General features: G+C 73.8%; 21 protein-coding genes. 8 read left to right on the top strand and 13 right to left on the bottom strand.

Features of this window, described 5'->3' with window-relative positions:
* Positions 1 to 134: 134 nt before the first annotated feature.
* From TNCT1_RS08495 to TNCT1_RS08475, 5 genes are all read right to left on the bottom strand, one after another.
* Positions 135 to 878 (bottom strand): hypothetical protein, encoded by a 744-nt coding sequence (locus TNCT1_RS08495; protein WP_143630044.1) that lies wholly within the window; start codon positions 876 to 878, stop codon positions 135 to 137.
* Between the two features lie 69 nt (positions 879 to 947).
* The gene (locus TNCT1_RS08490; protein ID WP_143630042.1) at positions 948 to 1,853 is read right to left on the bottom strand and encodes a hypothetical protein; all 906 of its coding nucleotides are present in this window, start codon (positions 1,851 to 1,853) and stop codon (positions 948 to 950) included.
* Between the two features lie 209 nt (positions 1,854 to 2,062).
* The gene (gene metG, locus TNCT1_RS08485; protein ID WP_143630040.1) at positions 2,063 to 3,778 is read right to left on the bottom strand and encodes a methionine--tRNA ligase; all 1,716 of its coding nucleotides are present in this window, start codon (positions 3,776 to 3,778) and stop codon (positions 2,063 to 2,065) included.
* A 139-nt stretch (positions 3,779 to 3,917) separates the two neighbouring features.
* Positions 3,918 to 5,867, bottom strand: a complete 1,950-nt coding sequence (locus TNCT1_RS08480; RefSeq protein WP_143630038.1) for a VWA domain-containing protein — start codon at positions 5,865 to 5,867, stop codon at positions 3,918 to 3,920.
* 126 nt (positions 5,868 to 5,993) lie between these two features.
* The gene (locus TNCT1_RS08475) at positions 5,994 to 6,797 is read right to left on the bottom strand and encodes an alpha/beta fold hydrolase (RefSeq protein ID WP_143630036.1); all 804 of its coding nucleotides are present in this window, start codon (positions 6,795 to 6,797) and stop codon (positions 5,994 to 5,996) included.
* 88 nt (positions 6,798 to 6,885) lie between these two features.
* On the opposite strand from TNCT1_RS08475, the gene TNCT1_RS08470 reads away from it, so the two are divergent.
* Positions 6,886 to 8,232 carry a PLP-dependent aminotransferase family protein gene (locus tag TNCT1_RS08470; protein WP_143630034.1) on the top strand — a complete coding sequence of 449 codons (1,347 nt, stop codon included), beginning with the start codon at positions 6,886 to 6,888 and terminating at the stop codon, positions 8,230 to 8,232.
* On the opposite strand, the gene TNCT1_RS08465 is transcribed toward TNCT1_RS08470, so the two are convergent.
* Positions 8,132 to 9,073 (bottom strand): hypothetical protein, encoded by a 942-nt coding sequence (locus TNCT1_RS08465; RefSeq protein WP_143630032.1) that lies wholly within the window; start codon positions 9,071 to 9,073, stop codon positions 8,132 to 8,134. The genes TNCT1_RS08470 and TNCT1_RS08465 overlap by 101 nt on opposite strands.
* 505 nt (positions 9,074 to 9,578) lie before the next feature.
* On the bottom strand, positions 9,579 to 10,067 hold the full coding sequence (locus TNCT1_RS08460) for a hypothetical protein (RefSeq protein ID WP_174266197.1): 489 nt from the start codon (positions 10,065 to 10,067) through the stop codon (positions 9,579 to 9,581).
* Positions 10,068 to 10,210: 143 nt separating this feature from the next.
* Between TNCT1_RS08460 and TNCT1_RS08455 the strand changes: the two genes are divergently transcribed.
* Both TNCT1_RS08455 and TNCT1_RS08450 read left to right on the top strand, forming a co-directional pair.
* Positions 10,211 to 11,362, top strand: coding sequence for a PP2C family protein-serine/threonine phosphatase (locus TNCT1_RS08455; protein WP_143630030.1), 1,152 nt, complete (start codon positions 10,211 to 10,213; stop codon positions 11,360 to 11,362).
* Between the two features lie 76 nt (positions 11,363 to 11,438).
* Positions 11,439 to 12,575, top strand: a complete 1,137-nt coding sequence (locus TNCT1_RS08450; protein ID WP_143630028.1) for a hypothetical protein — start codon at positions 11,439 to 11,441, stop codon at positions 12,573 to 12,575.
* A gap of 6 nt (positions 12,576 to 12,581) precedes the next feature.
* Here the strand turns inward: TNCT1_RS08450 and TNCT1_RS08445 are convergent, their stop codons facing one another.
* The 3 genes from TNCT1_RS08445 to TNCT1_RS35960 all read right to left on the bottom strand — a co-directional run bounded on the left by TNCT1_RS08445 (position 12,582) and on the right by TNCT1_RS35960 (position 14,724).
* Positions 12,582 to 12,767, bottom strand: coding sequence for a hypothetical protein (locus TNCT1_RS08445; RefSeq protein ID WP_143630027.1), 186 nt, complete (start codon positions 12,765 to 12,767; stop codon positions 12,582 to 12,584).
* On the bottom strand, positions 12,764 to 14,338 hold the full coding sequence (locus tag TNCT1_RS08440; protein ID WP_143630025.1) for an LCP family protein: 1,575 nt from the start codon (positions 14,336 to 14,338) through the stop codon (positions 12,764 to 12,766). The genes TNCT1_RS08445 and TNCT1_RS08440 overlap by 4 nt, the downstream gene beginning before the upstream one ends.
* 179 nt (positions 14,339 to 14,517) lie before the next feature.
* Positions 14,518 to 14,724: a hypothetical protein gene (locus tag TNCT1_RS35960; protein WP_216856604.1), complete on the bottom strand. Its 207-nt coding sequence runs from the start codon at positions 14,722 to 14,724 to the stop codon at positions 14,518 to 14,520.
* A 112-nt stretch (positions 14,725 to 14,836) separates the two neighbouring features.
* On the opposite strand from TNCT1_RS35960, the gene TNCT1_RS08435 reads away from it, so the two are divergent.
* Positions 14,837 to 16,180: a helix-turn-helix transcriptional regulator gene (locus TNCT1_RS08435; protein WP_143630022.1), complete on the top strand. Its 1,344-nt coding sequence runs from the start codon at positions 14,837 to 14,839 to the stop codon at positions 16,178 to 16,180.
* A 57-nt stretch (positions 16,181 to 16,237) separates the two neighbouring features.
* On the opposite strand, the gene TNCT1_RS08430 is transcribed toward TNCT1_RS08435, so the two are convergent.
* Positions 16,238 to 17,017, bottom strand: coding sequence for a hypothetical protein (locus TNCT1_RS08430; protein ID WP_143630020.1), 780 nt, complete (start codon positions 17,015 to 17,017; stop codon positions 16,238 to 16,240).
* Between the two features lie 208 nt (positions 17,018 to 17,225).
* Here TNCT1_RS08430 and TNCT1_RS08425 point away from each other — a divergent pair, with 208 nt between their 5' ends.
* Positions 17,226 to 18,212, top strand: coding sequence for a nucleoside hydrolase (locus tag TNCT1_RS08425; RefSeq protein WP_143630018.1), 987 nt, complete (start codon positions 17,226 to 17,228; stop codon positions 18,210 to 18,212).
* A gap of 300 nt (positions 18,213 to 18,512) precedes the next feature.
* On the opposite strand, the gene TNCT1_RS08420 is transcribed toward TNCT1_RS08425, so the two are convergent.
* On the bottom strand, positions 18,513 to 19,469 hold the full coding sequence (locus TNCT1_RS08420) for an LAETG motif-containing sortase-dependent surface protein (RefSeq protein ID WP_143630016.1): 957 nt from the start codon (positions 19,467 to 19,469) through the stop codon (positions 18,513 to 18,515).
* A 256-nt stretch (positions 19,470 to 19,725) separates the two neighbouring features.
* Here TNCT1_RS08420 and TNCT1_RS08415 point away from each other — a divergent pair, with 256 nt between their 5' ends.
* A complete protein-coding gene (locus TNCT1_RS08415; protein WP_143630014.1) occupies positions 19,726 to 21,372 on the top strand; it encodes a glycoside hydrolase family 13 protein in 1,647 nt (548 codons plus the stop codon).
* A 33-nt stretch (positions 21,373 to 21,405) separates the two neighbouring features.
* Here the strand turns inward: TNCT1_RS08415 and TNCT1_RS08410 are convergent, their stop codons facing one another.
* On the bottom strand, positions 21,406 to 22,149 hold the full coding sequence (locus TNCT1_RS08410; RefSeq protein WP_235902426.1) for a DUF4142 domain-containing protein: 744 nt from the start codon (positions 22,147 to 22,149) through the stop codon (positions 21,406 to 21,408).
* A 331-nt stretch (positions 22,150 to 22,480) separates the two neighbouring features.
* Here TNCT1_RS08410 and TNCT1_RS08405 point away from each other — a divergent pair, with 331 nt between their 5' ends.
* Positions 22,481 to 23,167: a DUF6445 family protein gene (locus tag TNCT1_RS08405; protein ID WP_143630012.1), complete on the top strand. Its 687-nt coding sequence runs from the start codon at positions 22,481 to 22,483 to the stop codon at positions 23,165 to 23,167.
* A gap of 79 nt (positions 23,168 to 23,246) precedes the next feature.
* Entirely contained in the window at positions 23,247 to 25,805 is a 2,559-nt protein-coding gene (locus tag TNCT1_RS08400) for a hypothetical protein (protein WP_143630009.1), read from the top strand.
* Positions 25,806 to 25,918 lie beyond the last annotated feature (113 nt).

The following is a 25,918-nucleotide window of genomic DNA, read 5'->3' as shown; positions in this document are numbered from 1 at the left end:
GCCGGGCGGCGACGAATGTAGATCGGGGGTGATGAAGGACCTATGAAGAAGCCGTCAAGAACTGTTCCGGCAGGGGCTTTCCCGGGAGCTCTTCCGGCGCCCTCGGTGCCTGACCAGGCACCGAGGGCGCCTGGTCAGGCACCGGTGTCCGGACCGGGTTCCGCCTCCGCCTCCGGGTCCGTGTCCGGGTCCGGCTCGGAATCGGGCTCGGTGTCCGGGGACGCGCCGTCCTCCATCAGCCGTTCGGCGATGTCGTCGGACCAGTGCTGGGCCCAGGCGCGCAGGGCGAGCACCTGGGGCTCGTCCAGGCCGTAACGGCGGAAGTCGGAGTCGGCGTAGAAGTCCGTGCCGGTGAGCCGGGACTGCAGGGTGGTCAGGTCGAAGGGGTCGTGGGCGTGGCGGCGGCCCAGTTCCTCCAGGCGGGGCAGGGAGAACCGGGCGGCGGCGGCCCGCGCGTCCACGAGATCCACGGCCGCACCCCGGTCGTACAGCGCGCGGATCTTCGTGCCGACGGCGTCCTCCAGGGACAGGGCGGGCCCGTACCCGGTCAGCTCGGGCGGCTGCCAGAAGGCCTCCTTGTGCAGCGCGAGCACGAGGGGCTCCCCGCTCGGCGGGTCGGTGACGGTGAGCTGTGCGGTGCGCGCGGTGACGGCCCCGACCCGCACCCGGCGCCCACGCGCCTCCAGGGCGGAATCGACGGCGGCCACGATGTGCTCCATAACCTTGGGGCTCTCGGTGGCGAAGTCGACGTTGCCGTGCGGACGGCACACCAGCCCGTGCGCCTGCAGGGCATAACCGCCGGCGATCACCAGCGCATACGGGCTGCCTGCGCCGAGAACGTCCGCGAGAAGCCGCCGCTGGGGCTCGGAAGGGGTCACGGCATCCGTACTCTGCCAGAAGCCGGGCAGAACGCGTGGACGCCCCGCCCGGAGGACGGCGCCGTGCGGTCAGGCTCCGCCATGGTCCACGGTGGCCTCCGGGTCCTCGGCGAAGAGGTCGTCGACGCTCTCCACGTGAGGCGTTCGGTCCAGCCAGTGGTTCAGAAGATCGAGGTCGGTGCAGCTGGCGATGCGGTCCCGGGCCTCCTCGGGTACGGAGATGCCGCGTGCTTCGAGGAAGCGAAGAATGGCTTTCGCTTCGCCCCTGGCTTCGCCCTCGAGGAAGGTCTCCTCCAGCAGGGTGCCCCGGCCGGGGAAGAAGTTGGTGAAACCCATCAGCTTTCTCCATGTCTGTCGGGCCGGAGTGTCTCCAAGGCCGATCTCCAGTAGGCCGCTGAAGTACACAGCCGTCAGCGGGTCTGTCTCCCGTAGGGCGCCGAACAGGGCCTCCAGTATGGCTGTGGCCTTCGGGTTCTTGCTATGCGTGATGGCGGAGAACGTCGCCATCGCCAGGTTTCGGGCGGCCGTGCGCCGGTCGGTGATCATCGGTACGTTGTCCGGGCTCAGAACCAGCGGATGGGTGCTGTGAGTGGTCCAGCCCCGCACCTCGCAGGTGAACGGGCCGCTCGCCCACCCCGCCGTGCTCCGGTCGGTGCAGGTGACGAGGAGCAATACCGGAAGGCAAAACTTCTCTTGGAGGTATGCCACGTAGTACGACCAGCTCGTCGCCTTGCGGTTGTCGCGCCGGCCCTGCGTCTCGACGGCGAGGAGGAAGGCGTCCCCGTCGGACGGTTCGACGCGCAGGACGGTGTCCACGCGTCTCTCCAGAGGCTGGATCTCCGTCACGTCGGCGCTGAGCACCGAAACCGACGCCTTGGCGGACATCGGGACTCCGAGGAGGTCGAAGACGGGGGCGAGGAGTTCCGGTCTGTCCTGGAAGATCCGGTGTGACGCCTCGTGGGTGGATGTGACCATGCGGCCAACGTAGGCAGGTCAAGGGGCCCCGATGTTGCGCTATGAGGATGGTTCACCCGTTCGGGTAAGGAAGGAACGTTCACGTCTCCTTGTCCGGGGTCCGGGAACACGCGGAGGCCCGGAAACGAGATGTTTCCGGGCCTCTGCCGATGTGCGGATGGGTTACGCCGGCCGCCGGGAGAGGAGTGCCTCCCCGGTGACCGTCACGGTCAGCCCTCTTCGCCGCCGAAGCGCTCCTTGTAGTTCGCCAGGTCCTCGTCCGTGAGCTTGGCGAAGAGGACCGGCGGGACGGTGAAGGGGGTGCCGGCGGGGACGGCGCGGAGGGACTTCGCCTCGGCCGCCGTCACCCACGTCGCCGTGTCGTTCTCGAGGGAGAACGCCTCGCGCATCGCCTTCACCGTCGTCGGGATGAAGGGCTCGGAGACCACCGCGTACAGGTGGATCAGGTTCATCGCCGTGCGCAGGGTGAGGGCCGCGCCGTCCTTGTTCGTCTTGATCTCCAGCCAGGGGGCCTTCTCCTCGAGGTAGGAGTTGCCCGCCGACCACAGGGCGCGCAGGGCGGCCGCGGCCTTGCGGAACTGGAGCGCCTCCATCTGCACCTCGTACTCCGCCAGGAGGCGTGCGATCTCCTCGCCGAGCTTCGCCTCGGCCTCGCCGGGCTCGCCGCCCGCGGGCACGTCGTCGCCGAAGCGCTTGCGGGAGAAGGACAGGACCCGGTTGACGAAGTTGCCGAGGGTGTCGGCGAGGTCCTTGTTGACCGTGGCGGTGAAGTGCTCCCAGGTGAAGGACGAGTCGTCCGACTCGGGGGCGTTGGCGATCAGGAAGTAGCGCCAGTAGTCGGCGGGCAGGATGTCCAGCGCCTGGTCGGTGAAGACGCCCCGCTTCTGCGAGGTGGAGAACTTGCCGCCGTAGTACGTGAGCCAGTTGAAGGCCTTGACGTAGTCGACCTTCTTCCACGGCTCACGCACGCCCAGCTCGGTGGCCGGGAACATCACGGTGTGGAAGGGGACGTTGTCCTTGGCCATGAACTCGGTGTAGCGGACCTCGGTGTCCACGTCGTACCACCACGACTTCCAGTCCCGGTTCTCCGGGTCCTGGTCCGCCCACTCCTTCGTCGCGCCGATGTACTCGATCGGGGCGTCGAACCAGACGTAGAAGACCTTGCCCTCGGCCGCCAGCTCCGGCCAGGTGTCGGCGGGCACGGGGACACCCCAGTCCAGGTCACGGGTGATCGCGCGGTCGTGCAGGCCCTCGTTCAGCCACTTGCGGGCGATGGAGGAGGCGAGCTGCGGCCAGTCGTCCTCGTGCCGCGCAACCCACTCCTCGACCTCGTGCTGCAGCTTCGACTGCAGCAGGAAGAGGTGCTTGGTCTCGCGGACCTCCAGGTCGGTGGAGCCGGAGATCGCCGAACGCGGGTTGATCAGGTCGGTCGGGTCCAGGACACGCGTGCAGTTCTCGCACTGGTCGCCGCGGGCCTTGTCGTAGCCGCAGTGAGGGCAGGTGCCCTCGACATAGCGGTCCGGGAGGAAGCGGCCGTCGGCGGGGCTGTACACCTGGCGGATGGCGCGCTCTTCGATGAAGCCGTTCTCGTTGAGCTTGCGTGCGAAGTGCTGGGTGATGTCCCGGTTCTCCGCGGAGGAGCTGCGGCCGAAGTAGTCGAAGGCCAGCGCGAAACCGTCGTACACCGCCTTCTGCGCGTCGTGCGCCTGGGCGCAGAACGCGTCCACCGCGAGGCCCTGCTCCTTCGCGGCCAGCTCGGCGGGGGTGCCGTGCTCGTCCGTGGCGCAGATGTACAGGACGTCGTGGCCGCGCTGGCGAAGGTACCGGGAGTACACGTCCGCCGGGAGCATGGACCCCACCATGTTGCCCAGGTGCTTGATCCCGTTGATATACGGAAGGGCGCTGGTGATGAGGTGTCGAGCCATCGGGGGCTGCTCCCAGGTCGGGTTGTTTTGCGAACCTTGAAATCGTAGCCGACATGTGTATGCCGCCCGCCTCCCGTTTTGCGGGGTGAGAAGCGGGCGGCATCCGTCGTGCCGGCGCGTTGTGCTTTGCTACCGGGTGTTACGGGCGCCAGGCCGCCAGCAGGCCCTCGTAGAGCTCGGTGTCCGTGAGCTCGCGGGGGGTGGGGCCGGCGTGGAAGAAGGACGTGTTGTCGGTCTTCAGTTTGCGCAGGTAGTCGAAGGCCTTGTTGTCGTGCTCGCCGAAGGCGACGAAGGAGAAGAAGACGCCGGGGTGCTTCTTCGCGGCCTCGGTGAGGGACTGGGTCGCGGGGGTCTTGGCGTCGGGGGCGCCGTCCGTCTGGAAGACCACCAGGACGGGGGTACCGGCTTCGTTGTTCTTCTCGTGGTGGGCGAGTACGGCTTCCACGGCGGCGTGGTAGCTGGTACGGCCCATGCGGCCGAGGCTCGCGTGGATGTCGTCGATCTTCGTCTCGTGGCCCTCGGCGAGGGTGAGGTCGGTGGTGCCGTCGATCTCGGTGGAGAAGAGGACGACGTGGACCGTGGCCTCGGGGTCGAGGTGCGCGGCGAGGGCGAGGGTCTGGTCGGCGAGGGCCTGGGCGGAGCCGTCCTTGTAGTACGGGCGCATGCTCGCGGAGCGGTCGAGGACGAGGTAGAGCTTCGCTCGGGTGCCGGTGAGGTTGTGCTTTTCGAGGGTGGTGGTGGCTGCGTTGTAGGCGGTGGTGAGGGAGGGGGTGCGGGAGTTGATTTTGGTGAGGGGGGTTGCGGGTTCGGGTGCCGGGGTTGATTCGGCGGGGGGTGCCGGAGTTGTTTCGGCGGAGGGTGCCTGCGGCTCGGTCGCCTCGGCTTCGCCTTCGGCGGGATCGTTCCCACCCGCACCACCCGTGCGGCTCTCGTTGTCGGGTGCGGGTGACGCCTGTGGGGTGTCCTCGCCGTCGGCGGCTTGCGGCTCGGGGGTGGAGGCCTTCGGCTCCGCCTCGGCCTGCGTCGGCGTCGATGCGGGGAGCTCCGGCTCCGTGGCCGCCTTGGCCGGTTCCGAGACGGACTGCGGGGTCGGCTCGGGCTCTGCCACGGGCTCTGGCGTCGTCTCGGGGGCCGGCTTGGCCTCGGCCTTCGCCTCGGGCTCGGGCTTCACCTCCGGCTCGGCCTTCGATTCAGCTTTTGCCTCGGGCTCCGGCTTGGCTTCGGGCTTCGCCTCGGGCTCGGGCTCCGGCTCAGCCTCGGGCTCGGGCTCGGGCTTCGCCTCGGCTTCGGTCTCGGCCTTAACCTCCGGCTCCGGCTCCGGCTCCGGCTCGGCCTCAGCCTTCGCTTCCGCCGCCGGGTCTGCGTCAGTCGCCTCGTTCGGCTTCGCCTCGCTCGCGTCCGCCTCGGGCTCGGCCTCGGCCTTCGGCTCCGCCTCGGCTTCGCTCGGCTCTGCCTCTGCTGCCTCAGGCGTGGCCTCCGCCTCAGGCTCGGCCTTGGCCTTGGCCTTCGGTTCCGCCTTGGCTTCGTCCGGCTCGGTCTCTGCCGCTGCTGCCTCCGGCGTGGCCTCCGCCTCAGGCTCGGCCTCTGCCTCTGCCTCGGCCTCTGCCTCTGCCTCGGCCTCTGCCTCCGGCGTGGCCTCGGTCTTCGGCTCGGCCTCGGCTGTCGGGTTGGGCTTGGGTTCGGTCGGGGCGGGGTCGGTGGCCGGCTGAGGTGTCGGCTCCGGCTCGGTCGTCGCTTCCGCCTTCGCTGCCGTCTCGGCCTGGGCCGCTGCCTCGGTGGCCTCGGCTGCTGCCTCTGTCGGCTCCGGCTCGGGGGCCGGTTCCGGGGTGAGGTCGAGGACGAGTTCGGGTTCCGGGGCGCGGTCGGTGGCCTGGTGGGGGACCGTGATGTTGTCGAAGGCGGCCGAGACCAGTTCGTGCTCGTCGGGGGACGAGGTGCGGGGCTCGGGGACCTGGGCGGTAGGGGCCGGGTCGGTGGTGGTCGTCGGCTCCGGTTCCTGCGACGGACGTCGGTCCGCACCCTCTGCTTCGGCGGTGCGCGCCTTGCGCCCCCGGCCGAATGCGTTCCGCAGGAGAGTGAGAATGCCCATGTGCGCAACCCTTTGCGTGAGTTGGTACCCGTTAATCCCTGGCCAGGACGGACACGTAAGGTTAGCGGCCCGAGGTTGCTTTTCGGTCCCTGCGACAGCCGGGGGCGGCGTCGGCCGGGGTGACGGTCACCCGGTGGGGCCTGTGGGCGCCGCGTCCAGCCGGGCCAGGAACCGTCCCAGCACCTCGTTGAACTCCTCGGGCCGCTCCAGGTTCGGCATGTGGGCAGCGCCCTCGGACACGTGCAGGGTGGAGTCGGGCAGCAGCGCGTGCATGGCCCGCGCGTCGGCGACCGGGGTGAAGGTGTCGTCGGCGCCCACCACGACCAGTGCCGGAACGGTGACGCGGGTCAGCAGCGGGCGGTAGTCGGGGCGTTCGGCGCGGCCGCGCAGGGAGGCCGCGGCGCCCTCCGGGGAGGTGGCCGTCATCATGCCGTGCACATGGGCCTTGACCTGGGGGTCGGCGTAGGGGGCGACCATCTTCTCCAGGACCTCGTCGGCGTAGCCGCGCATGCCCTCGGCGAGCAGCCGGCCGGCCAGGGCGGTGCGGGCCCGCCTGCCCTCTGGTGTCTCGGGGTCGGGGAAGGTGTCCGCGAGGACCAGGCCCCGTACGCGGTCGCCGAGGCGGGCGCAGCACTCCATGGCGATCTGGCCGCCCATCGACAGCCCGGCCAGGACGAAGGCGTCCACCTCCAGGAAGCCGAGCAGTTCCTCGATGTCTCGGGCGTGGCGGGAGAGCGGGACGGTGCCGGGGGTCACCGGGGAGGCGCCGTAGCCGCGCAGGTCGGGGGCGATCACCCGGCGCCCGTCTGCGAACGAGGCCAGTTGCGGAGCCCACATCGTGCGGTCGAAGGGGTGGCCGTGGACGAGCACGAGCGGGGTGCGGGCGGAGGTTCCGAGGTTTTTGTCATCGTATGCGAGGAAGGGGGGCATGTGATCGACCCTAGGGTTCCCCGTCTTCTCGGTGCAATAAAATCTTTGCCCTCGGTGCAATCCAAGGCGACTGCCGACAGGGGGACTTGTGGAGGACTGCCGGCGCATCGCCGACCGGATCACCGCCGACATCGGCTCCGGGCGGCTCCGGCCGGGACAACGGCTGCCGCCGCAGCGGGCGTTCGCCAGGCGGCACGGGATCGCCGCCTCGACGGCGGGCCGGGTGTACGCCGAACTCGTGCGCCGGGGGCTGGTGGTGGGCGAGGTCGGGCGCGGCACGTTCGTGCGGGCCGCCGAGCCGGACGGGCAGCCGGGCCGGTCGCTGACCGAGGCGTCCGCGGCCACGCCCGTGAACCTGGAGCTGAACTACCCGTCGGCGCCCGGCCAGTCGGAGCTGCTGGCCCCCGCGCTCGCGTCGCTGCTGCGGCCGGACGCGCTGACCGGGGCGCTGCGGCCCGCCGCGGCCGCCGGCACCGAGGCCGCCCGGGAGGCGGTCGGCGCGCTGCTGGCCACGGACGGCTGGCGGCCCGACCCGGCGGGGCTGCTCTTCACCGGCAACGCCCGCCAGGCCATCGCCGCCACCCTCGCCTCCCTGGTCCGGCCGGGCGGCCGGGTCGGTGTGGAGCCGCTGACGTATCCGCTGGTCAAGGAGATCGCGGGCCGGCTCGGCTGCGTCCTCGTCCCGCTCGCGGCCGACGACGGCGGACCGCTCGCCGAGTCGGTCGCGGCGGCCCACCGCACCGCCCCGCTGTCCGCCCTCTACCTCCAGCCGACCCTGCACAACCCGACCTCGCTGACCATGGACGCCGAGCGCCGGGCCCGGCTGGCCGACGTCGTCCACAGCCTGGGGATACCGGTCGTGGAGGACCGGATCTGGTCCTTCCTGCGACCGGCCGGACCGCCGCCGCTGGCCGCCCTGGCCCCGGACCTCGTGCACCTGGTCGACGGGCTGTCCAAGCGGGTCGCGCCAGGGCTCACGGCGGGGTTCGCCGCGGTGCCGGCCGGGCGGGCGGAGGCGGTGGCGCGCGCGATCAGGTCCGGCGGCTGGAGCGCGGGTTCCTTCGCGCTGGAGGCGGCCGTACGGTGGATCGGCGACGGGACCGTGGCGCGGCTGGTCGACGCCAAGCGGCGGGACGCCGCCCGCAGGCAGCGGCTGGTCGCCGAGGAGCTGGCCGGCTTCGCCGTACGGTCCGACCCGGCCGCCTACTTCGCCTGGTGGCGGCTGCCCGCGCCCTGGCGGGCGGACACCTTCACCGCGGCGGCCCGGGCGCACGGGATCGCGGTGACCCCGGGCACGGCCTTCCGGGTGGACCCGAGCCGTACGCCGGACGCGGTCAGACTCGGGCTCGGCTCGGCTCCGGAGCATCGGCTGGCGTGGGCGCTGCGGACCCTCGCCGGCGTCGCGCGGGACGGGACGACCGCAGCCGGCGGGTGAGCAGAGCGGCGAGGGCGACCGCGAGGCCGAGGCCGATCAGCAGCCAGGAGGCCGTGCGCAGGGTGCCGGTCAGGGCGTCGTAGACCGCTCCCGCGGCCGGGCGGGACACGCCGTCGGCCAGGCCGTCGAGGGTGAGGCCGCGGCCGACGACGAGGGCGAGGGCGAGCAGCCCGCCGCCCAGGGCCGTGCCCAGCGCGGTCGCCACGATCGCGCGCCGGCGGTGGACCGCCAGGGCGATTCCGGCGACCGCGAAGACGACGGCCGCGACCGGGCACCAGAAACCGGCGACTTCGAGCACGTGGAATCCTTTCCGCAGCGGGGCCACCTCGTGCGCCTCGAGCACCGGCACCACGGTGTGCTCGACCGGGATGCGCTCGGCGAGTGTGATGTGGTCGTCGGCGAGCTGCTGCTTGACCTGGGCGGTGACGGGGGCGAGGTCGACGGTGACGGGGCCGGCGTCCGCCGCGCCGGATCCCGCGTCCTCGCGCAGGGCGCGCAGGACGGCGTCGTGGGTGACCCGGTTGCCGGTGTCCCAGGCGATCCGGAAGGCCCGGGTCTGGGTGAAGGAGCGCACCGCGTCGTGCACGAACGGGGTGACCGAGCCCTCCAGCGGGCGCACGTGCATCCGCTGGTCCACCTCGCGCAGGATGCCGTCCCCGACGGTGTCCGCGACGGCTTCCCGCACGTCGGGGTCGGCGGCGAGCGGGGCCATCGCGGTGACGTACCGGCCCGTGTCGGCTAGTCCGTACGCCGCCCAGGCCGCCAGCGCGCCGAACGGCACGAGGAGGCAGGACACGGCGATCAGGGCGGCCGACAGGGCGCTCCTGAGGCGTGGGGGCACCCTTCAAGGCAAGAGCCGCGTGCCCGGGCGCGCGAGCGGGACGACTGCATTCGGGGGACGGAGTCCACCGAACGGGCCAGCCGGGCCGCCCGCCGCCGGGATCCGGGTGACCGCGCTTCCGGCGGCGGGTTCACCCGGGCGGGTGCGCACCGGCGCCGGGGAGAGCCGCCGCGACGCGGGTCCGGCGACTGGTGAGGGCGGCGGGTACAGCGGGGCGCGCGGGTCCGGCGACTGGTGAGGGCGGCGGGCACAGCGGCGTGCGCGGGTCCGGCGACCGGTCAGGGCGGCGGGCACAGCGGCGTGCGCGGGTCCGGCGACCGGTGACGGCGCGGGCACGACGGCCGGCGCAGGCCCCGGCCGGATCGCCCGGCCGGGGCCCGCGTGCTCACCGCGCACCGGTCGGGGCCCGCGCGCTCACCGCGCGCCGGCGGACGCGGTGCCGCACGGCGCGCGGTACGTGTCCACAGCCCGCCCGCCCGCCCGCGCGCGCGGGCGGCCCCGGCCGTCACCGGATGCGGTGGCCCGCGGCGTCCTCGTGCGTGTAGTAGCGGTAGAACAGCACCACGAACGTGGGCACGGCGACCGCCAGGGCCAGCACCGCGGACTCCAGCACGCCGTGGCCGCGCCCGCTCAGGCTGTAAAGGAAGCCGACGGCGATGCCCGTGAAGGCCGCCCACAGCACCGCGTGCACCTCGCGCCGGCGTCGTACGGCGTAGGACTCCAGGGCCCGGAAGACGGCGAAGAAGACGACGCCCGTCACCACGCCGAACAGCACGTTCCAGCCGGTGATGGGACCGCCGTAGCGGGTGTTGGCGGCCGCCCAGTAGCCGTAGACCACACCGAGCACGATGGGCAGCGCCCACCGCGCGACCGCGTGGGTCCGCTCGCTGAAGACGTCGGGCAGCCGGCGGACCGCGCCGGTGTCCCGGCCGCCGGGCCGGGGCGTCGTCGTCCGCTGGGGCATTCCGCCGGGTGCGGGTGCCGCATGAGCCATGAGAGCACTCCTCTCGCTCCTCGCCCCCGCTCTCCAGGGCACACCTGGGGGGACGGCCCGGCAAGTCGGCCGGACGGGCCGGGTGCCCGGATGCGGCCGTGGTGATCCCGTGTTTCGCTGAACGGCATGGAGCGCTGCCCGCCGTGACACAAGTGGAGTCCCGGCGCCGGCGGCAGCCGCTGTGGTCACTCGGGCGGACCGCGCTGCAGCTGCTGCCTCTGCTGCTGCTCGCCGGTATCACCGTGCTGGACCTGGAGACGGGGCAGTGGTTCCGGATCGTCTCCTGGATCGTGCTGGTCCCGGGCACGGCCGCGGCCGTCTGCGGGGCGTGGACGACCGCCGGGTACGCGGTGCTTTCGCTGGTCACGTACGTCGCCGTGGACCGCGTCTGGCCCAGCGAGCACCGGGCGGGACTCCCGGACTTCCTGCTGGTCGCCCTCGGCGGCGCCCTCGCCACCCTGGCCTCCATCGCGCGGGTGCGCAGGGAGCGGCAGATGCTGCACATGCGGGACATCGCCGACACCACCCGCCGCACCGTGCTGCGCAGGCTGCCACCGGACTTCGGCGGGCTGGAGCACGCGGGCGTCTACCTGGCCGCCGACGTGGACGCCCGGGTCGGCGGCGACTACTACGACATCCAGCCCGGCCCGCACGGCACCCGGGTCCTCGTCGGGGACGTCCAGGGCAAGGGGCTCGGCGCGGTGGAGACGGCCGCCGCGCTGCTCGGCACCTTCCGCGAGTCCGCCTACCACGAGGCGGATCTGGCGGTCGTCGCCGAGCGGCTGGAGACCCGTATGACACGGCACCGCATGCACCGCATCGCGCTGGGCGCCGACGACGGCGACCGCTTCTCCACCGCCGTGCTGCTCGGCTTCCCCGACGACGCCCCGGAGACCGTCGAGCTGATCAACTTCGGCCACGAGCCGCCGCTCGCGGTCGGCCCGGACGGGGTGCGCGAGCTGCCGGCCGGGGACGGCCTGCCGCTCGGGCTCGGCGACCTGACGGGCAGCCGCCCGCCGCTGCACCGGGTGCGGTTCGGCCGCGAGGAGACCCTGCTGATGGTGACCGACGGGGTGACCGAGGCCCGGAACGAGGCCGGGGAGTTCTACCCGCTCGTCCCCGAGGTGGCCCGGGCGGTCGCGGCCGACCCGCGCCGGGCCGAACCGCACCGCCTCGTGCGCCGGGTCCGCGACGGCGTGCTCGCACACACCCGCGGCCATCTGGAGGACGACACCACGGCGTTCGCGGTCCGGCGGGCACCCGAACAACCCGAACAGGGACGTTTGCGGTCCTGAGCCGACCCTTTGCAGCAGCAGCGGCTACGGTGCTGGCTGTAGGCGAGCCACAGGGGCGATCCACAGGGGAGGGACGATGCCCGGAACCGTGCTGCTGCTCGCGGCCTCGCCGCTGGGCCGGGGGCGTCTGGTGGACGCGGCCGGCGTGCTGCCCGTCCTGGCCGCGGTCGCCCCCGCGGTGCTGTCCGGCACCGACACCGCGAACGTGGTCGAGCTCGCCGACCCGCTCGAACCGCAGGCCGTCCTCACCCGGCTGCGCGCCGCCGCGGCCGCGCCCGGGCCGCTCACCGTCTACGTCACCGGACAGCTCCACCTGGACCGGCGTCAGCGCCGGCCCCACCTCGCGCTGGCCCGCACCACCCCGGCGACCGTCCGCTACACGGCCCTGCCCTGGGACTGGATCCGGGAGGAGCTGCGGCTGCGCTCCGCCGCCGACACCGCGCTCCTGGTGGACCTGCACGCGGACGCGGAGACCTGGCGCCGGCTGGCCGAGCACCCCCTGGACTCCGGGCGCACGACCGCGGTCTACGGCCGGATCGCGCCCCCGGCCAGGGGACGGGGCCCGGCCGAGCCGGCGTACATGAAGGCGGTGGCGACGCTGCTGCGCAGTGGGCACCGGCCACCGCTCGCCCGGTTGCACGAGCAGGCGCTGGCCCGGCTCACCGAGCAGGGCGCCGGACGCGATCTGGTGCTGGCCGGCCCCGGGGGTCCCGTCCAAGCGCCCGCCCACCTGCCCGTGATGCCCCGCCCGTACACGCCGGGCGCCCCGGTGGCCGCGCCGCCGGCCGCGCAGGGCGATCCGCACGCGGCCATCAGCGGCGCCGTCCGGGCCGGCCGGCACGCCGAGGCCGACTCGCTCGCCGCGCGGCAGGAGGAGGCCGCCGTGCGCGCCTTCGGGCCCGCCTCCGGGGAGGCCCTGCACTGGGCCGAGGTCCGGGCGGACCTCGCCATGTTCGCCGGGGACGCGGCACGCAGCTGCCGGGCCTGGCTGGCGGTGGCCCAGGTGCGGCTGGCGGCGGGACAGGCGCCGGACGCGCCCGCCGTGGAGGCTGCCGTGGACCGGGCGCACCACCAGTGGAGCCGTGTGAAGGACGCGGCGCGAGCCCGTGAACTCGGGCCCGCGCTCGCGGAGCTGAGGCTGCGGGTACCGGGCCGCCGCCGGGGCGCACTGGAGAACGTCCAGCGGCACCTGCGCCAGCTCCAGGCGGGTTGACCCTGCTCAGCCGGTGAAGACGAAGTACTTCCAGGCGCCGTGCGTCGTCGAGTTGACGTTGTCGCCGGACGAGAAGTCGTAGTGGGACGAGAAGTCGTAGTAGGAGGAGCGGGCGCGCGTCCGCCGGCAGGGCGGTGCGACGAGAGTGCCGCTGGCCCCCGGGTTTCCCTCTTCCCGGAGAAGCCGCCTCACCAGGTGAAACCCGGCTGCACCGGCATGCAGGCGTCGGTCTTGTCGCCGTTCAGGACGGCGGCGGACTCGGGTGCCTTGGCCGGGGCCGCGGACTTCGGATAGGTGGCGCCGGTGCGCCAGTCGGCGCCCACGGTCAGGGTGACGCCCGTGACGTCGGCGGAGACGCGCACCTGGGTCAGCGGGATGCCGAGGGCCTTGGCCACGGCCTGGGCGTCGCCCTCCAGGTGGTGGTCCGGGTACTGCACAAGCGTCCGTGCCGCCGGTGCGGCCGCGGCGCCCGCCTCCGCCTTGGTGAACCCCTTCGCGCGCAGCGCCCGGACGACCGCGTCCGCCCGGCGCGGCACGGTGGCCTCGGTGGCGGTGCCGGTGGCGTTGCGGACCCGCACGGCGAGGGTGCCGGCGGGGGCCGCGGGGTCGTCCGACACCTGCTCGGTGAGCTGCGCCGCGGCCCTGCCGTCGAGCGGGGTGTCGGTGCGGACCATGGCGAGGAGCTGGTCGGCGTCCTCCGCGGCGGGCACCAGCCGGTTGCGGTCCTGGGACCACTGCACGGTGGGCAGGGTCGTCATCGTGATCCGCTCGGTGGGGACCTTCTGCAGTTCGGTGGACAGGTCGTACAGCTTCTTGACCGTGCCGAGGCCCTCGTCGACCGTGAGCGCCTTCGTCGCGGTCTCCGCGAGCCGGCGCATCTCGGCGGGGTTGCCCAGGGTCGCGTTCGCGCGCAGCTGGCGGACCATCGCGTTCATGTACATGTGCTGGGCGTGGGTGCGGCCGACGTCGGTGCCGTCCTCGAAGCCGTAACGGGTGCGCAGCCACTGCAGGGCCTGCTCGCCCTTGACGTACGTGGTGCCCGCCTTCAGCTTCAGGCCCGAGCCGTGGCCCTCGGCGGTGTGCGACCAGACGTTCTCCTTGACGCACACCGGGACGCCGCCGATGGCGTCGGCCATCGCGACCACACCGGAGAAGTCGACCATCATGAAGTGGTCGACGCGGATGCCAGTGAGCTTCTGCCAGGTGGCGACCGTGCAGCCCGGGCCGCCGCGGCCCAGCGACTCGTTGGCCATGGCCAGGGTGAGCGCGCCGTACACCTTGCCGTCGTCGGCGCCGGTGCACCTGGGGACGGGGATCATCGTGTCGCGCGGCAGGCTGACCACGGACATGTTGCTGCGGTCGGCCGAGACGTGCAGCAGCATCTGGACGTCCGCGAGCGGCGGGCGGCCCACGTCGGCCTTGGAGCCGCCGAGCTTCAGGTCCGCCGCGCTGTTCCGGCTGTCCGAGCCGATCAGCAGGATGTTCAGCGGGGTCTGGCCCGCGGCGTTCGGCGCCGCCTGGGGCGGCGCGGAGTCGCCGAGGTTCAGCCTGGCCTTGGTGATGTTGCCGTTGAGGTGCTCGTAGTAGAGGTAGCCGGCGCCCGCGCCCCCGAACAGGAGGACCGCCAGGGCCAGGGCCGACCAGCGCAGTATCCGCCGCCAGCGGCGCGGTCTGCCGGAGGTGTCGTCGTCCTCGCGGCCGTCCCCGTGGCCCTCGTCGTGCCCGCCGTGGCCGTCCGGCCGCGCCTGTGCGTCCAGCGTCATCCTCTGCCTTCCCACCCCGACGACGGCGCCTGCCGCGTCTCCGGCTGCACCGGATCGCACACATTATCGGCGTGACTGGATGAGTTGGGGTGGCTGGTGAGATATGCCACTGCCGTACAACCTTCGAAGGGGTTGACGAACTCGGTTGGATACTGCGGCTGTTCGGGAGTGCGGGGATGTCAGGGCAGGGTCTGGCCCACGGCCGGCGGGTCCGGCGGGAGGTCGGCCCCCCTGGCCGGTCCCACGTTGGCCGCCGTGACCAGCGCCGCGACGGCGAGCACGGCCGCGGCCACTCCGCGGGCGGTGGGTGTCCGGCCGCCCGGGCGGAGCCGGACGGGTGCCGGTGCGACGGGGCGTCCGTAGGGTTCGGATGTACGTCCGGGCACGGCGACCTCGCTACGACAGCGGCTTGTTAAACATGCTTAATCCGCCGTTTAACCTAGAGGCAGCCGTGGGCTAACGGCAAGGGCTGGCAGGCGAGTTGGGGGCGGCGGGACGATGCCGGAACGAGACGATCCGCAGGTCGTGGGGCGGCGCGTACAGCAACTGCGCACCGAACGGGGCCTGACCCAGCGGCAGTTGGCGGAGCCCGCCTACACACCCGCCTACATCTCCACCCTGGAGGCGGGCCGGGTCCGCGCCTCCGACGAGGCGCTGCGGCACATCGCGGGCCGGCTCGGGGTCGCCTTCGAGGAACTCGCCGTCGGCCGGCCCGCCCACCTGGCCACCGCCCTGCGGCTGCGGCTGGCCGAGGCCCAGCGCGCCCTCGCCGACGGCGACTGCGAGGACGCGGCCACCCGGTACACCGGGCTGCTCGCCGAGGCGGAGACCCACGGGCTGCCCGCCGAGCAGGCCACCGCGCTGCTCGGGCTCGGAGAGACCGCCCTGCAGGCGGGAGAGCTGGAACGGGCCCGTGAGCACTTCGAGCGGGCCGAGGAACGCCTGGCCGGTGAGTCGCTGCCCGCCCGGGTGCCGGCCGTGCGCGGCCGTGCGGTCTCCCACTACCTCGCCGGCGAACTCCGTTACGCCGTCTACCTCCTGGAGTCCGCGCTCGACGAGCTGAACCGCGGCGGCCTGCACGACCCGGACGCCCTGCTGCTCCTGTACGCCGGTGTCATCGGCCCGTACATGGACATGGGCGCCCACGCCCGCGCCGCGCAGGCCGCCGAGTTCGCCCTCGCGCTCGCCCCGCAGGTGGCCGACCCCGCGCTGGTCGCCCGCATGCACCGCTCGGTCGCCCGCACCCTGCTCGCCGAGGGCCGCCTCGCCGAGGCGGACGCCTCCCTGGCCAAGGCGGCCGAGCTGAACCGGCAGCTCCAGTTGCGCACCGAACTCGCCAACTGCCACTGGATGCGCGGCTACGTCTGCGCCCAGAACGGCGAGCTGGACCGCGCGGAGGCGGAGCTGCGCCAGGCCCTCACCATGCTCTCCCAGACCCGGGCGGCGCTCTACCGCAGCCAGGCCGCCGTCGAACTCGCCGACGTGCTGCACCGGCGGGGCGAGTCCGCCGAGGCGGCCGAGCTGCTGAACGGGGTCCTCGGCGACTTCTCCTCCGAGCGCGGCGCCGTCCACGCGGCCGCCGCGCACCGCCTCCTCGGCATCATCGCCGAGGACGCCCGCGACACCGAGGCGGCCGAGGAGCACTACGTCCGCGCCCTCAGCCTGCTGGAACGGGCCGGTGCGGCCGGTGACCTCGCCGACCTGTGCCGTCTGCTGGGCGACCTGCTGCGCCGTACCGGCCGGGTCGAGGCGGCCCTCGACGCCTACCGCACCGGCCTGGGCCACCGCACCGCCCCCGGCACCACCACCCTCGGCCCGGCCCCGGCCCAGCCCCCGCTGTGACCCCTTCCGGCGGGGCGGGCCGGCTGGCCTTCGGGTGCCCGGGGTGCCCGGGGTGCCTCAGACCTCGGCCCGGCCCTGCTTGCGCACGGCCGCCAGGCGCAGCGCGCCGACCTGGACCGCGGCCTGGGTCGCCTCGTTCGGCACGTCGCCCAGGCCGCCGTTGGTGAGGGCGAGGCTGTCCTGCCCGACGCGGACGGCGGCCACGTCCATGGTGAGGGTGACGTCCTGGTTGTCGGACGTCGTGGTGTAGAGGCTGAGCCGCAGGCCCTGGCGCGCGTCACCGACCTCCGGCAGCGGAGCCTCCTGCACCTGGACGTCCTCCACCAGGCCGTTCTGCGTGGTGGCGGTGAACCGGGCGCACCGCTCCGGCATCGTGCGCAGCCAGGCGAGGGCGGCGTCGACGTCCGCCGGGCGGCGGGCGCCGATCTGGTAGCGGAGCTGGGCGTCGGTGTCGGGGTCGTCCAGGCCGACGGCGGCCCGTGCGGGGGCGCCGAGGAGTTCGTCGGTGTAGAGCGCGTCGAGCAGGCGCTGGCACTCCGCCGTCGTGGTCGACGCCTTCAGCAGACCGTCGCGCCAGGTGGCCGCCCCGCCCGTGGCCGTCCACGGGGCGCCGAGGTCGTTCTGCGTGAGGAGCGCGGCCCGGGCCTGATCGTCGCTGAGCAGGACCCCGGCGCCGCCGGACGCCTTCGGTGTGGGCGAGGCCGCGGCCACGGTGGGCAGCGGCTGCTCCGCGGTCGGCGGGTGCTCCAGACCGAGGGCCGCGCAGCCGGAGAGGGCGGGGAGGCCGGCCGCGAGAGCGGCGAGCGGGAGGGCGCGGGTGCGTATCGCGGCGGTCATCGGGGGGCCTCCTGGGCGGGCCGGTGGTGGTGCCACCTCTCACGCCACCACCGCTGCCACCGGCCCACCAGCGCTCCGGGCCGTCCGGGTGAGGGGCCCTCGCCCGCGCCCGGCTCCGGGCTGCCGCCGCGCGGCCGGGCACGCCGGGCGGCCGTAGGCTGAGGGGGCTTTCGTGGTGCGTTCCCCGGGTGGGGGGAAGGAGACCGTCGTGACCGGGCAGTCCGGTATTCCTGTGATCATCGACTGTGACACCGGCGTCGACGACGCCCTGGCCCTGCTGTTCGCCGTCCGCCATCCGGGGCTGGACCTGCGGGCCGTCACCTGCGTGGCCGGGAACACGGACGTGGACGGGGTGGTCCGCAACACCCTGACCGTGCTGGAGCAGGCCGGCGCCCCCGACATCCCGGTGGCGCGCGGCGCCGAGCGCCCGCTGATCGAGCCGGCCCGGCCGGCCCGGCACGTGCACGGTGCGGACGGCATGGGCGACCTGGGCCTGCCCGCGCCCAGGCGCGCCCCGGCCGACGTGGACGCCGTGAGCCTGCTCCGCCGGGAGATCCTGGCCTCCCCCCGCCCGGTCACCCTCGTGCCCACGGCCCCGCTCACCAACATCGCCCTGCTGCTGCGCACCCACCCGGAGGTGACCCGCAACATCGAGCGGATCGTGTTCATGGGCGGCGCGGTCGCCACCGGAAACGCCACCCCGGTGGCGGAGTTCAACGTCTGGCACGACCCCGAGGCGGCGGCGGTGCTGCTCACCGCCGGGGTGCCGATCACCATGTACGGACTGGACGTGTTCATGCGGGTCGTCGTGCCCGGCGCCGATGTGCACCGGCTGCGCTCCGCCGCCGACCCGGGCACCCGGCTGGCCGGGGAACTCCTCGCCCACCGGCCCACCGCGCAGGGCGGCGAGCCGGAGGCCGAGGAGGCGGGCGGACTGGGTGACGCGGGCGCGGTGTGCGCGGTCGCCGATCCGGCGGGCATCGCCACCCGCCTCCTGCCGGTCGAGGTCTCCCTGGCCCCCGGCCCGGCCCGCGGGCAGACGCTGGTCGACCGCCGCCCCCGCCCCGGCGAGTCCGAGATCCACGAGGGCGCCCGCGAACAGGCCCTGGTGGACGTGGCGTTGCAGGTGGACGTGGACCGGTACGTGAAGCTGTACCTGGAGACCGTCGAGGGACCTCGGGGAACGGCGGGCTGAGGCGCCGGCCGGGGGACCGGGACCGCCCGCTTCGGGCGACGGGGGTCGTGGCGGGCGCTCCGCCGGACGGCGTTGCCCACCCGCGCGCCGCAGTGCCCGCGCCGCTCCCCGGAGGCCGGGCCGCCCGCCGTCGCGCTCGTGCCGCTTCCCGGGGAGCGGCCGCCCGCGCCGCCGGTCAGGCCCGCCCAGCACGACGACCCCCGCCGCCCGTGGGCCTTGCGGCCGCTTCGGGTGACGGGGGTCGTGGCGGGCGCTCGGCCCTGTGGGCGTGCCCCGCGGAGCGTGTCCCGCGGGGAGCGGTCAGCTCTGGGCGCCCCGCTTGCGGCGGGCGAGGAGCACGAACGCGGCGCCGCCGGCGACCAGCACGGCGGCCCCGCCCGCGATCAGGCCCGAGTTGCCGCCGCCACCGGTCTCCGCGAGGTCGCCACCGGTGTCACCGCCGCCGTTCGGCGTGGGAGCGGAGCCGGCCTGCGACTCGGAGGCGGACGGCGCGGGCGCGGACTCGGAGGCGGACGGGGCGGGCGCGGACTCCGTGGCCGCCGGGGACGGCGTCGTGGAGGACTCCGAGGCGCCCGGCGTGGGCGTGCCCGTCTCCTCGGCGGGGGCGCTGGGCGACGGGGACTGCGACTCCTCGGCGCCGGTGCAGTCCTTCGTGCCGCCGTTCCAGGCCGCGATCAGCTTGTCCTTGATGACCGGGTGGTCCGGGCCCTTGGGCAGGTCCCCGTGCTCGAAGCCGTCGTTCGCGTCGGTCCTGCCGTCGAACTTGACCGCGCCACGGTAGAGGTCGATCTGCGCGAAGCAGCCCGCGTCCGGGACCGCGATGTCGAGGGAGTCGGTCGCGCCCGGCTTGAGGTTCACCGTGTCGAAGTCGACGAAGACCTGCTCGCCGGAGGTGGCGAAGCTCGCGCCGTGGGCGAGGTAGGAGGCGAGGGAGGCGGTGCAGCCGGCCGCGTCCCCGGCGGCCCGGACCTTGATGTGGACCTTGCCGTCCTCGGTCGGCCGGAGGTTCTGGTCGTCCACCTTCACCGAGTCGAAGAAGTTCACGCCGTCCAGCGAGAACTGGCAGCGGTCGGTGACGGTCTCGGTGCCCGCGCCGGTGCCGGGCGTGTAGTGGCCGCCGGTCTTCCAGCCGTCACCGCCGTGCCCGCCGTGGGCCCAGGCGCCGGAGGCGGCGGCGACCGAGGCGGCGCACAGGGCGAGCGACGCGGCGCCCGTCCCCAGCAGGCGGCGCGCGGTGACACGTCTGGCTATGGACATGGATATCCCATCGCAGAAGCTCGAGTGAGCGAAAGAAGTCAGAGAGACACGCGGCCCATTGGTCACATGCGCCACAGTGTGAGGCCATGGTGATCGGCCCTGCCGAAACCTGTCAACCTGCGCGAATCCAGGGATCGTTCATGGGGCCGTCACAACTCCATCACACGGGGAAGGATCCTCCCCCCAGCACCCGAAGGTTCCCTTTCCGGGCAATGTGGACAGTCTCTGTACTGTCGTCTTCCCGAAGGGAGCCCGCATGGCAGACCTCTCGTCCCGGAACCCCGACTGGTGGCGCCAGGCCGTCGTCTACCAGGTGTATCCGCGCAGCTTCGCCGACGCCGACGGCGACGGGCTCGGCGACCTCCGGGGCGTCACCCAGCGCCTGGACCACCTCGCCACGCTCGGCGTGGACGCCCTGTGGCTGAGCCCCTTCTACCCCTCCGAACTGGCCGACGGCGGCTACGACGTCGCCGACCCCCGGGGCGTCGACCCCCGGCTCGGCACCCTGGACGACTTCGACGCCCTGGCGGCCGAGGCGCACCGGCTCGGCCTGAAGGTCGTCGTCGACATCGTCCCCAACCACACCTCGGACCGGCACCCCTGGTTCCAGGAGGCCCTGCGGGCCGGCCCCGGTTCCGCCGCCCGGGACCGCTACGTCTTCCGGCCCGGCCGCGGCGCCCATGGCGAACTGCCGCCCACGGACTGGCAGTCGGTGTTCGGCGGCAGCGCCTGGCGGCGGACCGCCGACGGCGAGTGGTACCTGCACCTCTTCGCGCCCGAACAGCCCGACCTGAACTGGGAGAACGAGGAGGTGCGCGCCGACTTCCGCACCACGCTGCGGTTCTGGTCCGACCGCGGTGTCGACGGCTTCCGCGTCGACGTCGCGCATGGCCTGGCCAAGGACCTCACCGAACCGCTCCGGGACGTCGGCGGCGTCGGCGCGACCGGCGAGGAGGCCCTGCTGCGGGTGGCGCCCGGCAGCCATCCGTACTGGGACCGCGACGAGGTCCACGAGATCTACCGGGACTGGCGCAAGATCTTCGACGCCTACACCCCGCCCCGCACCGCGGTCGCCGAGGCCTGGGTCCCCGGCGGCCGCCGCGCGCTGTACGCCCGCTCCGACGAGCTGGGCCAGGCATTCAACTTCGAGTACCTGCAGGCCGGATGGGACGCCGATGAGCTGCGGGAGGTCATCGCCGGCTCGCTCGCCACCGCCCGCACCGCAGGCGCCTCGGCCACCTGGGTGCTCTCCAACCACGACGTCGTACGGCACGCCTCCCGGCTGCTGCTGCCGCCCGGCACCGACGAGAACGCCTGGCTGCTGTCCGGCGGCAGGGCCCCCGCCGTCGACCCGGAGGCCGGTCTGCGCCGGGCCCGGGCCGCGACCCTGCTGATGCTGGCGCTGCCCGGCTCCGCGTACGTCTACCAGGGCGAGGAACTCGGCCTGCCCGAGGTCGCCGACCTGCCCACCGAGGTGCTGCAGGACCCGATCTGGGAGCAGACCGGCCGCGTCCGCAAGGGCCGCGACGGCTGCCGGGTGCCGCTGCCCTGGACGCCGGACGGGCCGTCGTACGGCTTCGGCCCGGGGGCCGCCTGGCTGCCGCAGCCGGAGTCCTTCGCCGCGTACGCCGTGGCGGCGCAGGCCGGCGCCGAGGGCTCCACCCTGGGGCTGTACCGCACCGCGCTGCGGCTGCGCCGCAAGCTGCTGGAGGGCGAGGCGCTGACCTGGACGCCCGGCGCCCCGGCCGGCGTCCTCGACTTCGCCCGCACCGACACCTGGCGCTGCGTCACCAACCTCACCGGCCGGCCCGTGCCGCTGCCGCCGGGCGAGGTGCTGCTCGCCAGCACCCCGCTCCCGGCGGCCGGGTCGCTCCCGCCGGACACCACGGTGTGGCTGGGCTAGGGGATCCGGCGGGAGCCCTCGTGATCAATACACCTAGCCCACGGTCGGAGTGGGCGTGGGCGCCGGGGCGTTGCCGCCGGAGCCGCCGCCGTCGCCGGTCAGGCCGCTGAGGTTCAGCGGGGTGGAGGTGGCGTTCGGCGGCGGGGTGAGCACCACCTCCGGCTGGCCCGCGGGCGGCGGGGGCGGGGTGAGGTTGTCGGAGGGCAGCTTCGGCGGGGTCGTCTGCTGGAAGATGGTCTGGTCGAAGTCGACCAGGCCGGTCTTCTCCATCACCGTCATGTGGTCCAGCACGGTGTCGTTCGCCTGGTCCGCGAGGGCGCGCACCAGCGAGTTCTTGGTGGTGGAGCGGATCTTGGCGATCGAGTTGAAGATGGAGCCGTGCGTCATCCGCAGGATGTTGGCGAAGTCGGTGTCGAACGCCTTGCCGCTCTCCGCCTTGAGCTGGGTGACGAAGCCCTCCTGCTGGGGGCTGGCCACGTTGGGCAGGGTGATGTTCAGCATCGGCGCGATCTTGCGGCAGCTCGCGTCCAGTGCGGCGTGCCCGTCGACCAGGTGCTTGCTGGCCTCCAGGACGCCCTTGGAGGCGCCCTTCTGCAGCCCGATCTGGCCGAGCGGGTACTCCCACAGGCCGGCGGCCCGCACCCTGACCACGAAGTCCCGGTCGCCCTCGGTGAGCGGCCCCCACTGGGTCTGGGCGATGATCCGTGTCTGGGACGTGGAGACGGTGTTCAGGCCGAGCATGCTCGGGTAGGCGAGCGCGCCGAGTGTCAGGGCCATCGCACCGCCCACGAAGAGAGTTCCCGTCGCGTTCCGCGAAAAGCGCACCGTGCCTCCTGCCCGGTCGTGGAGCCTGCCCCCTTCGCTACGCGGGCAGTTCGGACGCACAGCAGTACGGACGCGGAGGCCGATCGTCTCTGTGCCGAGGGCAAAAACTCCGCGCGGTTCCGGCGGCGGGGCCCGGCGACCCTCCGAGCGGTTCCCGCGCGGGGCGCCGGCGCCCGGTGATTGCGATCCGTTGGCGATCGATAGATGTAGATGGCAAACGGTTGGGCGAAGGTTGACCCTCCGCCGGGAGAAGGCAGACCGGGGGCGGTCCTAGATTCGCGGCATGCCCCCACCGCCGTCCCCCGGGACGCCCGCCGCGCTGCCCGTGCTGCCCTACCGCAAGCCCACCAGGGGCCGTGACTACTGGGTGCTGGACGACGTCCTCCCCGACCCCGGCGCCGTACGCGAGCGGTGCCTGGCCCGGGACGACTGGACCAGGGGTTATCCGTACACCGCCGAGACCTGGCCCGGACTGCGCGCCATGCCCGGCCTTCAAGCCCCGGAACTCGCCCGCGTGGAACGGCTGGTGCGGCAGGCGACCGGGGCCGGGAGGCTGTGGGTCCAGCAGGCCCCGGGCGGCGGCACCCTGAACCACAACTGCGTACAGGTGGTCGGCGAGGGCGAGAGCGAGCCCCGCCCGCACACCGACTCGCGCGCGCTGTGCCGGTACGCGGCCGTGCTGTACCTCAACCCGGACGGGCCCAGGGACTGCGGCACCAGCTTCTACCGCCAGTCCCTGCCCGGCGGCCGGCTCGGCGGCAACGTCGTCCAGGCGCCGCACAACAACCTCGTAGAGGCGCTGGGCACCCGCTTCGTGGCCGCCGACGCCTTCGAGGAGGACGTCCGCGTCCCGCACCGGTACAACCGGCTGCTCCTGTACAACGCCAACCTGGTGCACAGCGCGACGGGTTACTTCGGCCGCGAGCAGGCGCGGAAGCGGATGACGGCGGTCTTCTTCTGGATGGCCTGAGCCGTGCCGCCCGGGGCTGTCGGCGCCGGGCGCTATCGTCCGGACCTGATCCACTACTCCACCCGAGCCGAGGAACACCATGCACAAGCGGGTCCCGCTCACGACGGCGATATCGGTCGTCGCGGGGCTGACCACTGCCACCGTGGGCCTCACCGGAGCCGCCGCCCAGGCCGACGGCACCGCGCCGCTGCCGCTGGCCCACTACTCCCACATGCTGGTGGACACCGCCCACCGGCACATCTTCCTCAGCCAGGGCGCCGGTTCGGACGGCATCGTGGTGACCGACCTGAACGGCGCCCCGGTCACCACCATCACCGGTGAGCAGGGCGCCACCGGCCTGGCCCTGTCGGCCGACGGCGGCACCCTCTTCGCGGCCCTGGCCGACGGGGACGCCGTCGCCGCCGTCGACACGGCGAACCTCAGCGAGTCCACCCGCTGGCCGACCGGCGCCGGCAGCGCCCCGGTCTCCGTCGCGGTGGCGGGCGGCCGGGTCTGGTACGGGCACACGGCCGGCGGCAAGGGGGCCATCGGCTCCGTGGACCCGTCGGCCGCCGACCCGGTCGCGACCGGGCAGCCGTCGATGTCGCAGTGGGCGGTCGCGCCCCTGCTCGCCGCCGGCGGCGGAGTGCTCGCGGCCGAGGAGCCGCAGGGCAACCTCAGCCACGTGGCCACCTTCGACGTCTCCGCCCCGACCGCGTCGGTCAGGGCGGACACCGAGGTGTACGGCGGCACGGCGACCGGTTTCCAGGTCACCGGCGACGGCGGGCGGGTCCTGCTCGCCGCCGTCCAGCAGCCGGCCCCGCACGTCTACGGCACCTCGGACCTGAGCCCCGCCGATCCCGCCGTGTACTACGCCGGCGGGATGTACTCCGGCCCCAACTCCCTCGCGGCCGACGCCGACGGGACGATCGCCGTGGGCAGCTCGGCCGGCTCCGGCGCCGGGGTCTACGTGTACGCCGGCTCGAAGACCGTCGCGGAGAACCACCTCACCTTCCCGTCCGGCACCCTGGCCCCGGACGGGCTGGCCTGGGGAGCCGACGGGGCGACCCTCTACGCCGTCACCCGGGACTCCGCGGGCGCCTACGCCCTCAACGTGCTCGGCGGCGCCAAGCTCACCGACACCGAGCTCTCGCTGACCCACCCCGGGTACGCGGTCCCCACCGAGCAGTACACGGTCACCGGGTCGCTGAGCACCGGGGGCGCCGTCCCCGCCGGCGCCCCGCTCCAGGTCACCCGCGACGGCACGGCGCTGCCCGACGCCCGGGTCGGCGCCGACGGATCGTTCACCATCGGCGACACCCGGCCGGAGGAGGGCGCGTACACCTACCAGGTGAGCTACGCGGGCGACGCCGCGCACCGGGCCGCTTCGGCCTCGCTGACGGTGCACGTGGCGCGGCTGGCCACCAGCATCCCGTTCCCGGAGATCAGCTCGGCGTCGCCGCACGCGGTGGCCTTCACCGGCTCGCTCACCAGCCAGTTCGGCCTCGGCAGCCTGCCGCAGGGCACCACCGTCCAGGTGTCCAGGACGAACGAGGACACCCAGGACACCGAGGACCTCCCGCCGGTCCCGGTGGACCCGGCCACCACCGAGTTCACCGTCCGGGACGCCCCCGGCGCCTCCGGCAGGTTCACCTACCACCTGTCGTACGCGGGGGACTTCACGCACCAGCCGACGTCCTCCGACGCGTCCGTGCAGGTCTCGCCGTACGCCCCGGCGCTGACGCTGAAGGCGCCCGGCACCGCCGCCCGCGCCGCCGCCCTGTCCTTCACCGGCTCGCTCGACGACGCGCCCTACACCGCGGGTGAGAAGGTCACCGTCTCCCGCACGGACGCCGCGCACACCACGACGCCCGTGACCTGGACCGCGCCCGTGGGCACCGACGGCACGCTCACCGTCGAGGACACACCGACCGTCGGCGGCCCCGCCACCTACACGGTCGGCTACCCCGGGGACGCCTCCCACCAGGCGGCCACCGCCTCCGCGATCGTCCAGGTCTCCCGGGCCAGGACGGCCCTGACCGTCTCGACCGGCGCGTCCACGTACGCGTACGGCGCGACGGCCACCGTCACCGCCCACCTCGGCACCACGTACAACGGCCGCACGGTCTCGCTGTACGCCCAGCCCGGCGGCGGCGCCAAGACCCTGCTGAAGACCGGCACGGTGGACGGCAAGGGCAACCTGTCGGCGACGTACCGGCTCAGCCGTGGCACCACCTTCACGGCGTCCTACGCCGGCGACTACCGCTACGCCCCGGCGACCGCGGCCCGCGCCGTCTCCGCCTACGCGAAGGTCACCGGGAAGCTCAGCGGCTACTACACGAGCACCACGTACGGCGGCACCACCTACCGCGTCTACCACCACACGGTGAAGCCGCAGGTGACCGCGACCGTGACGCCCGCCAAGCCCGGCCAGTGCCAGCGCTTCCAGGCCCAGGAGCACTACGGCGGCGCCTGGCACACGCTCACCACGTCGGGCTGCTTCGCCCTCGACGCGCACAGCACCGCGGTGACGAAGCTGACCCTCACCAACGCCACGGGCCACCGCTTCCGCGTCCGCACCGAGTACGTGCACGGCAAGACGGACACCGCCAACCTGTCCACCTGGAGCTCCTGGCTCCACCTCACGGTCAGAACCTGACCTTTCCCGCACCGGGGCCCCGGCCCGGACACCGCACGACGGTGCCCGGGCCGGGGCCTTTTTCCGGGCGGTGGCCGCGGACCCGTAACGCGGCGGTGCCCCCGTCGCGTGTA

It is taken from the genome of Streptomyces sp. 1-11, assembly GCF_007176755.1.
Classification (GTDB): Bacteria; Actinomycetota; Actinomycetes; order Streptomycetales; family Streptomycetaceae; genus Streptomyces.
This window is presented reverse-complemented; position numbering and strand designations above follow the sequence as displayed.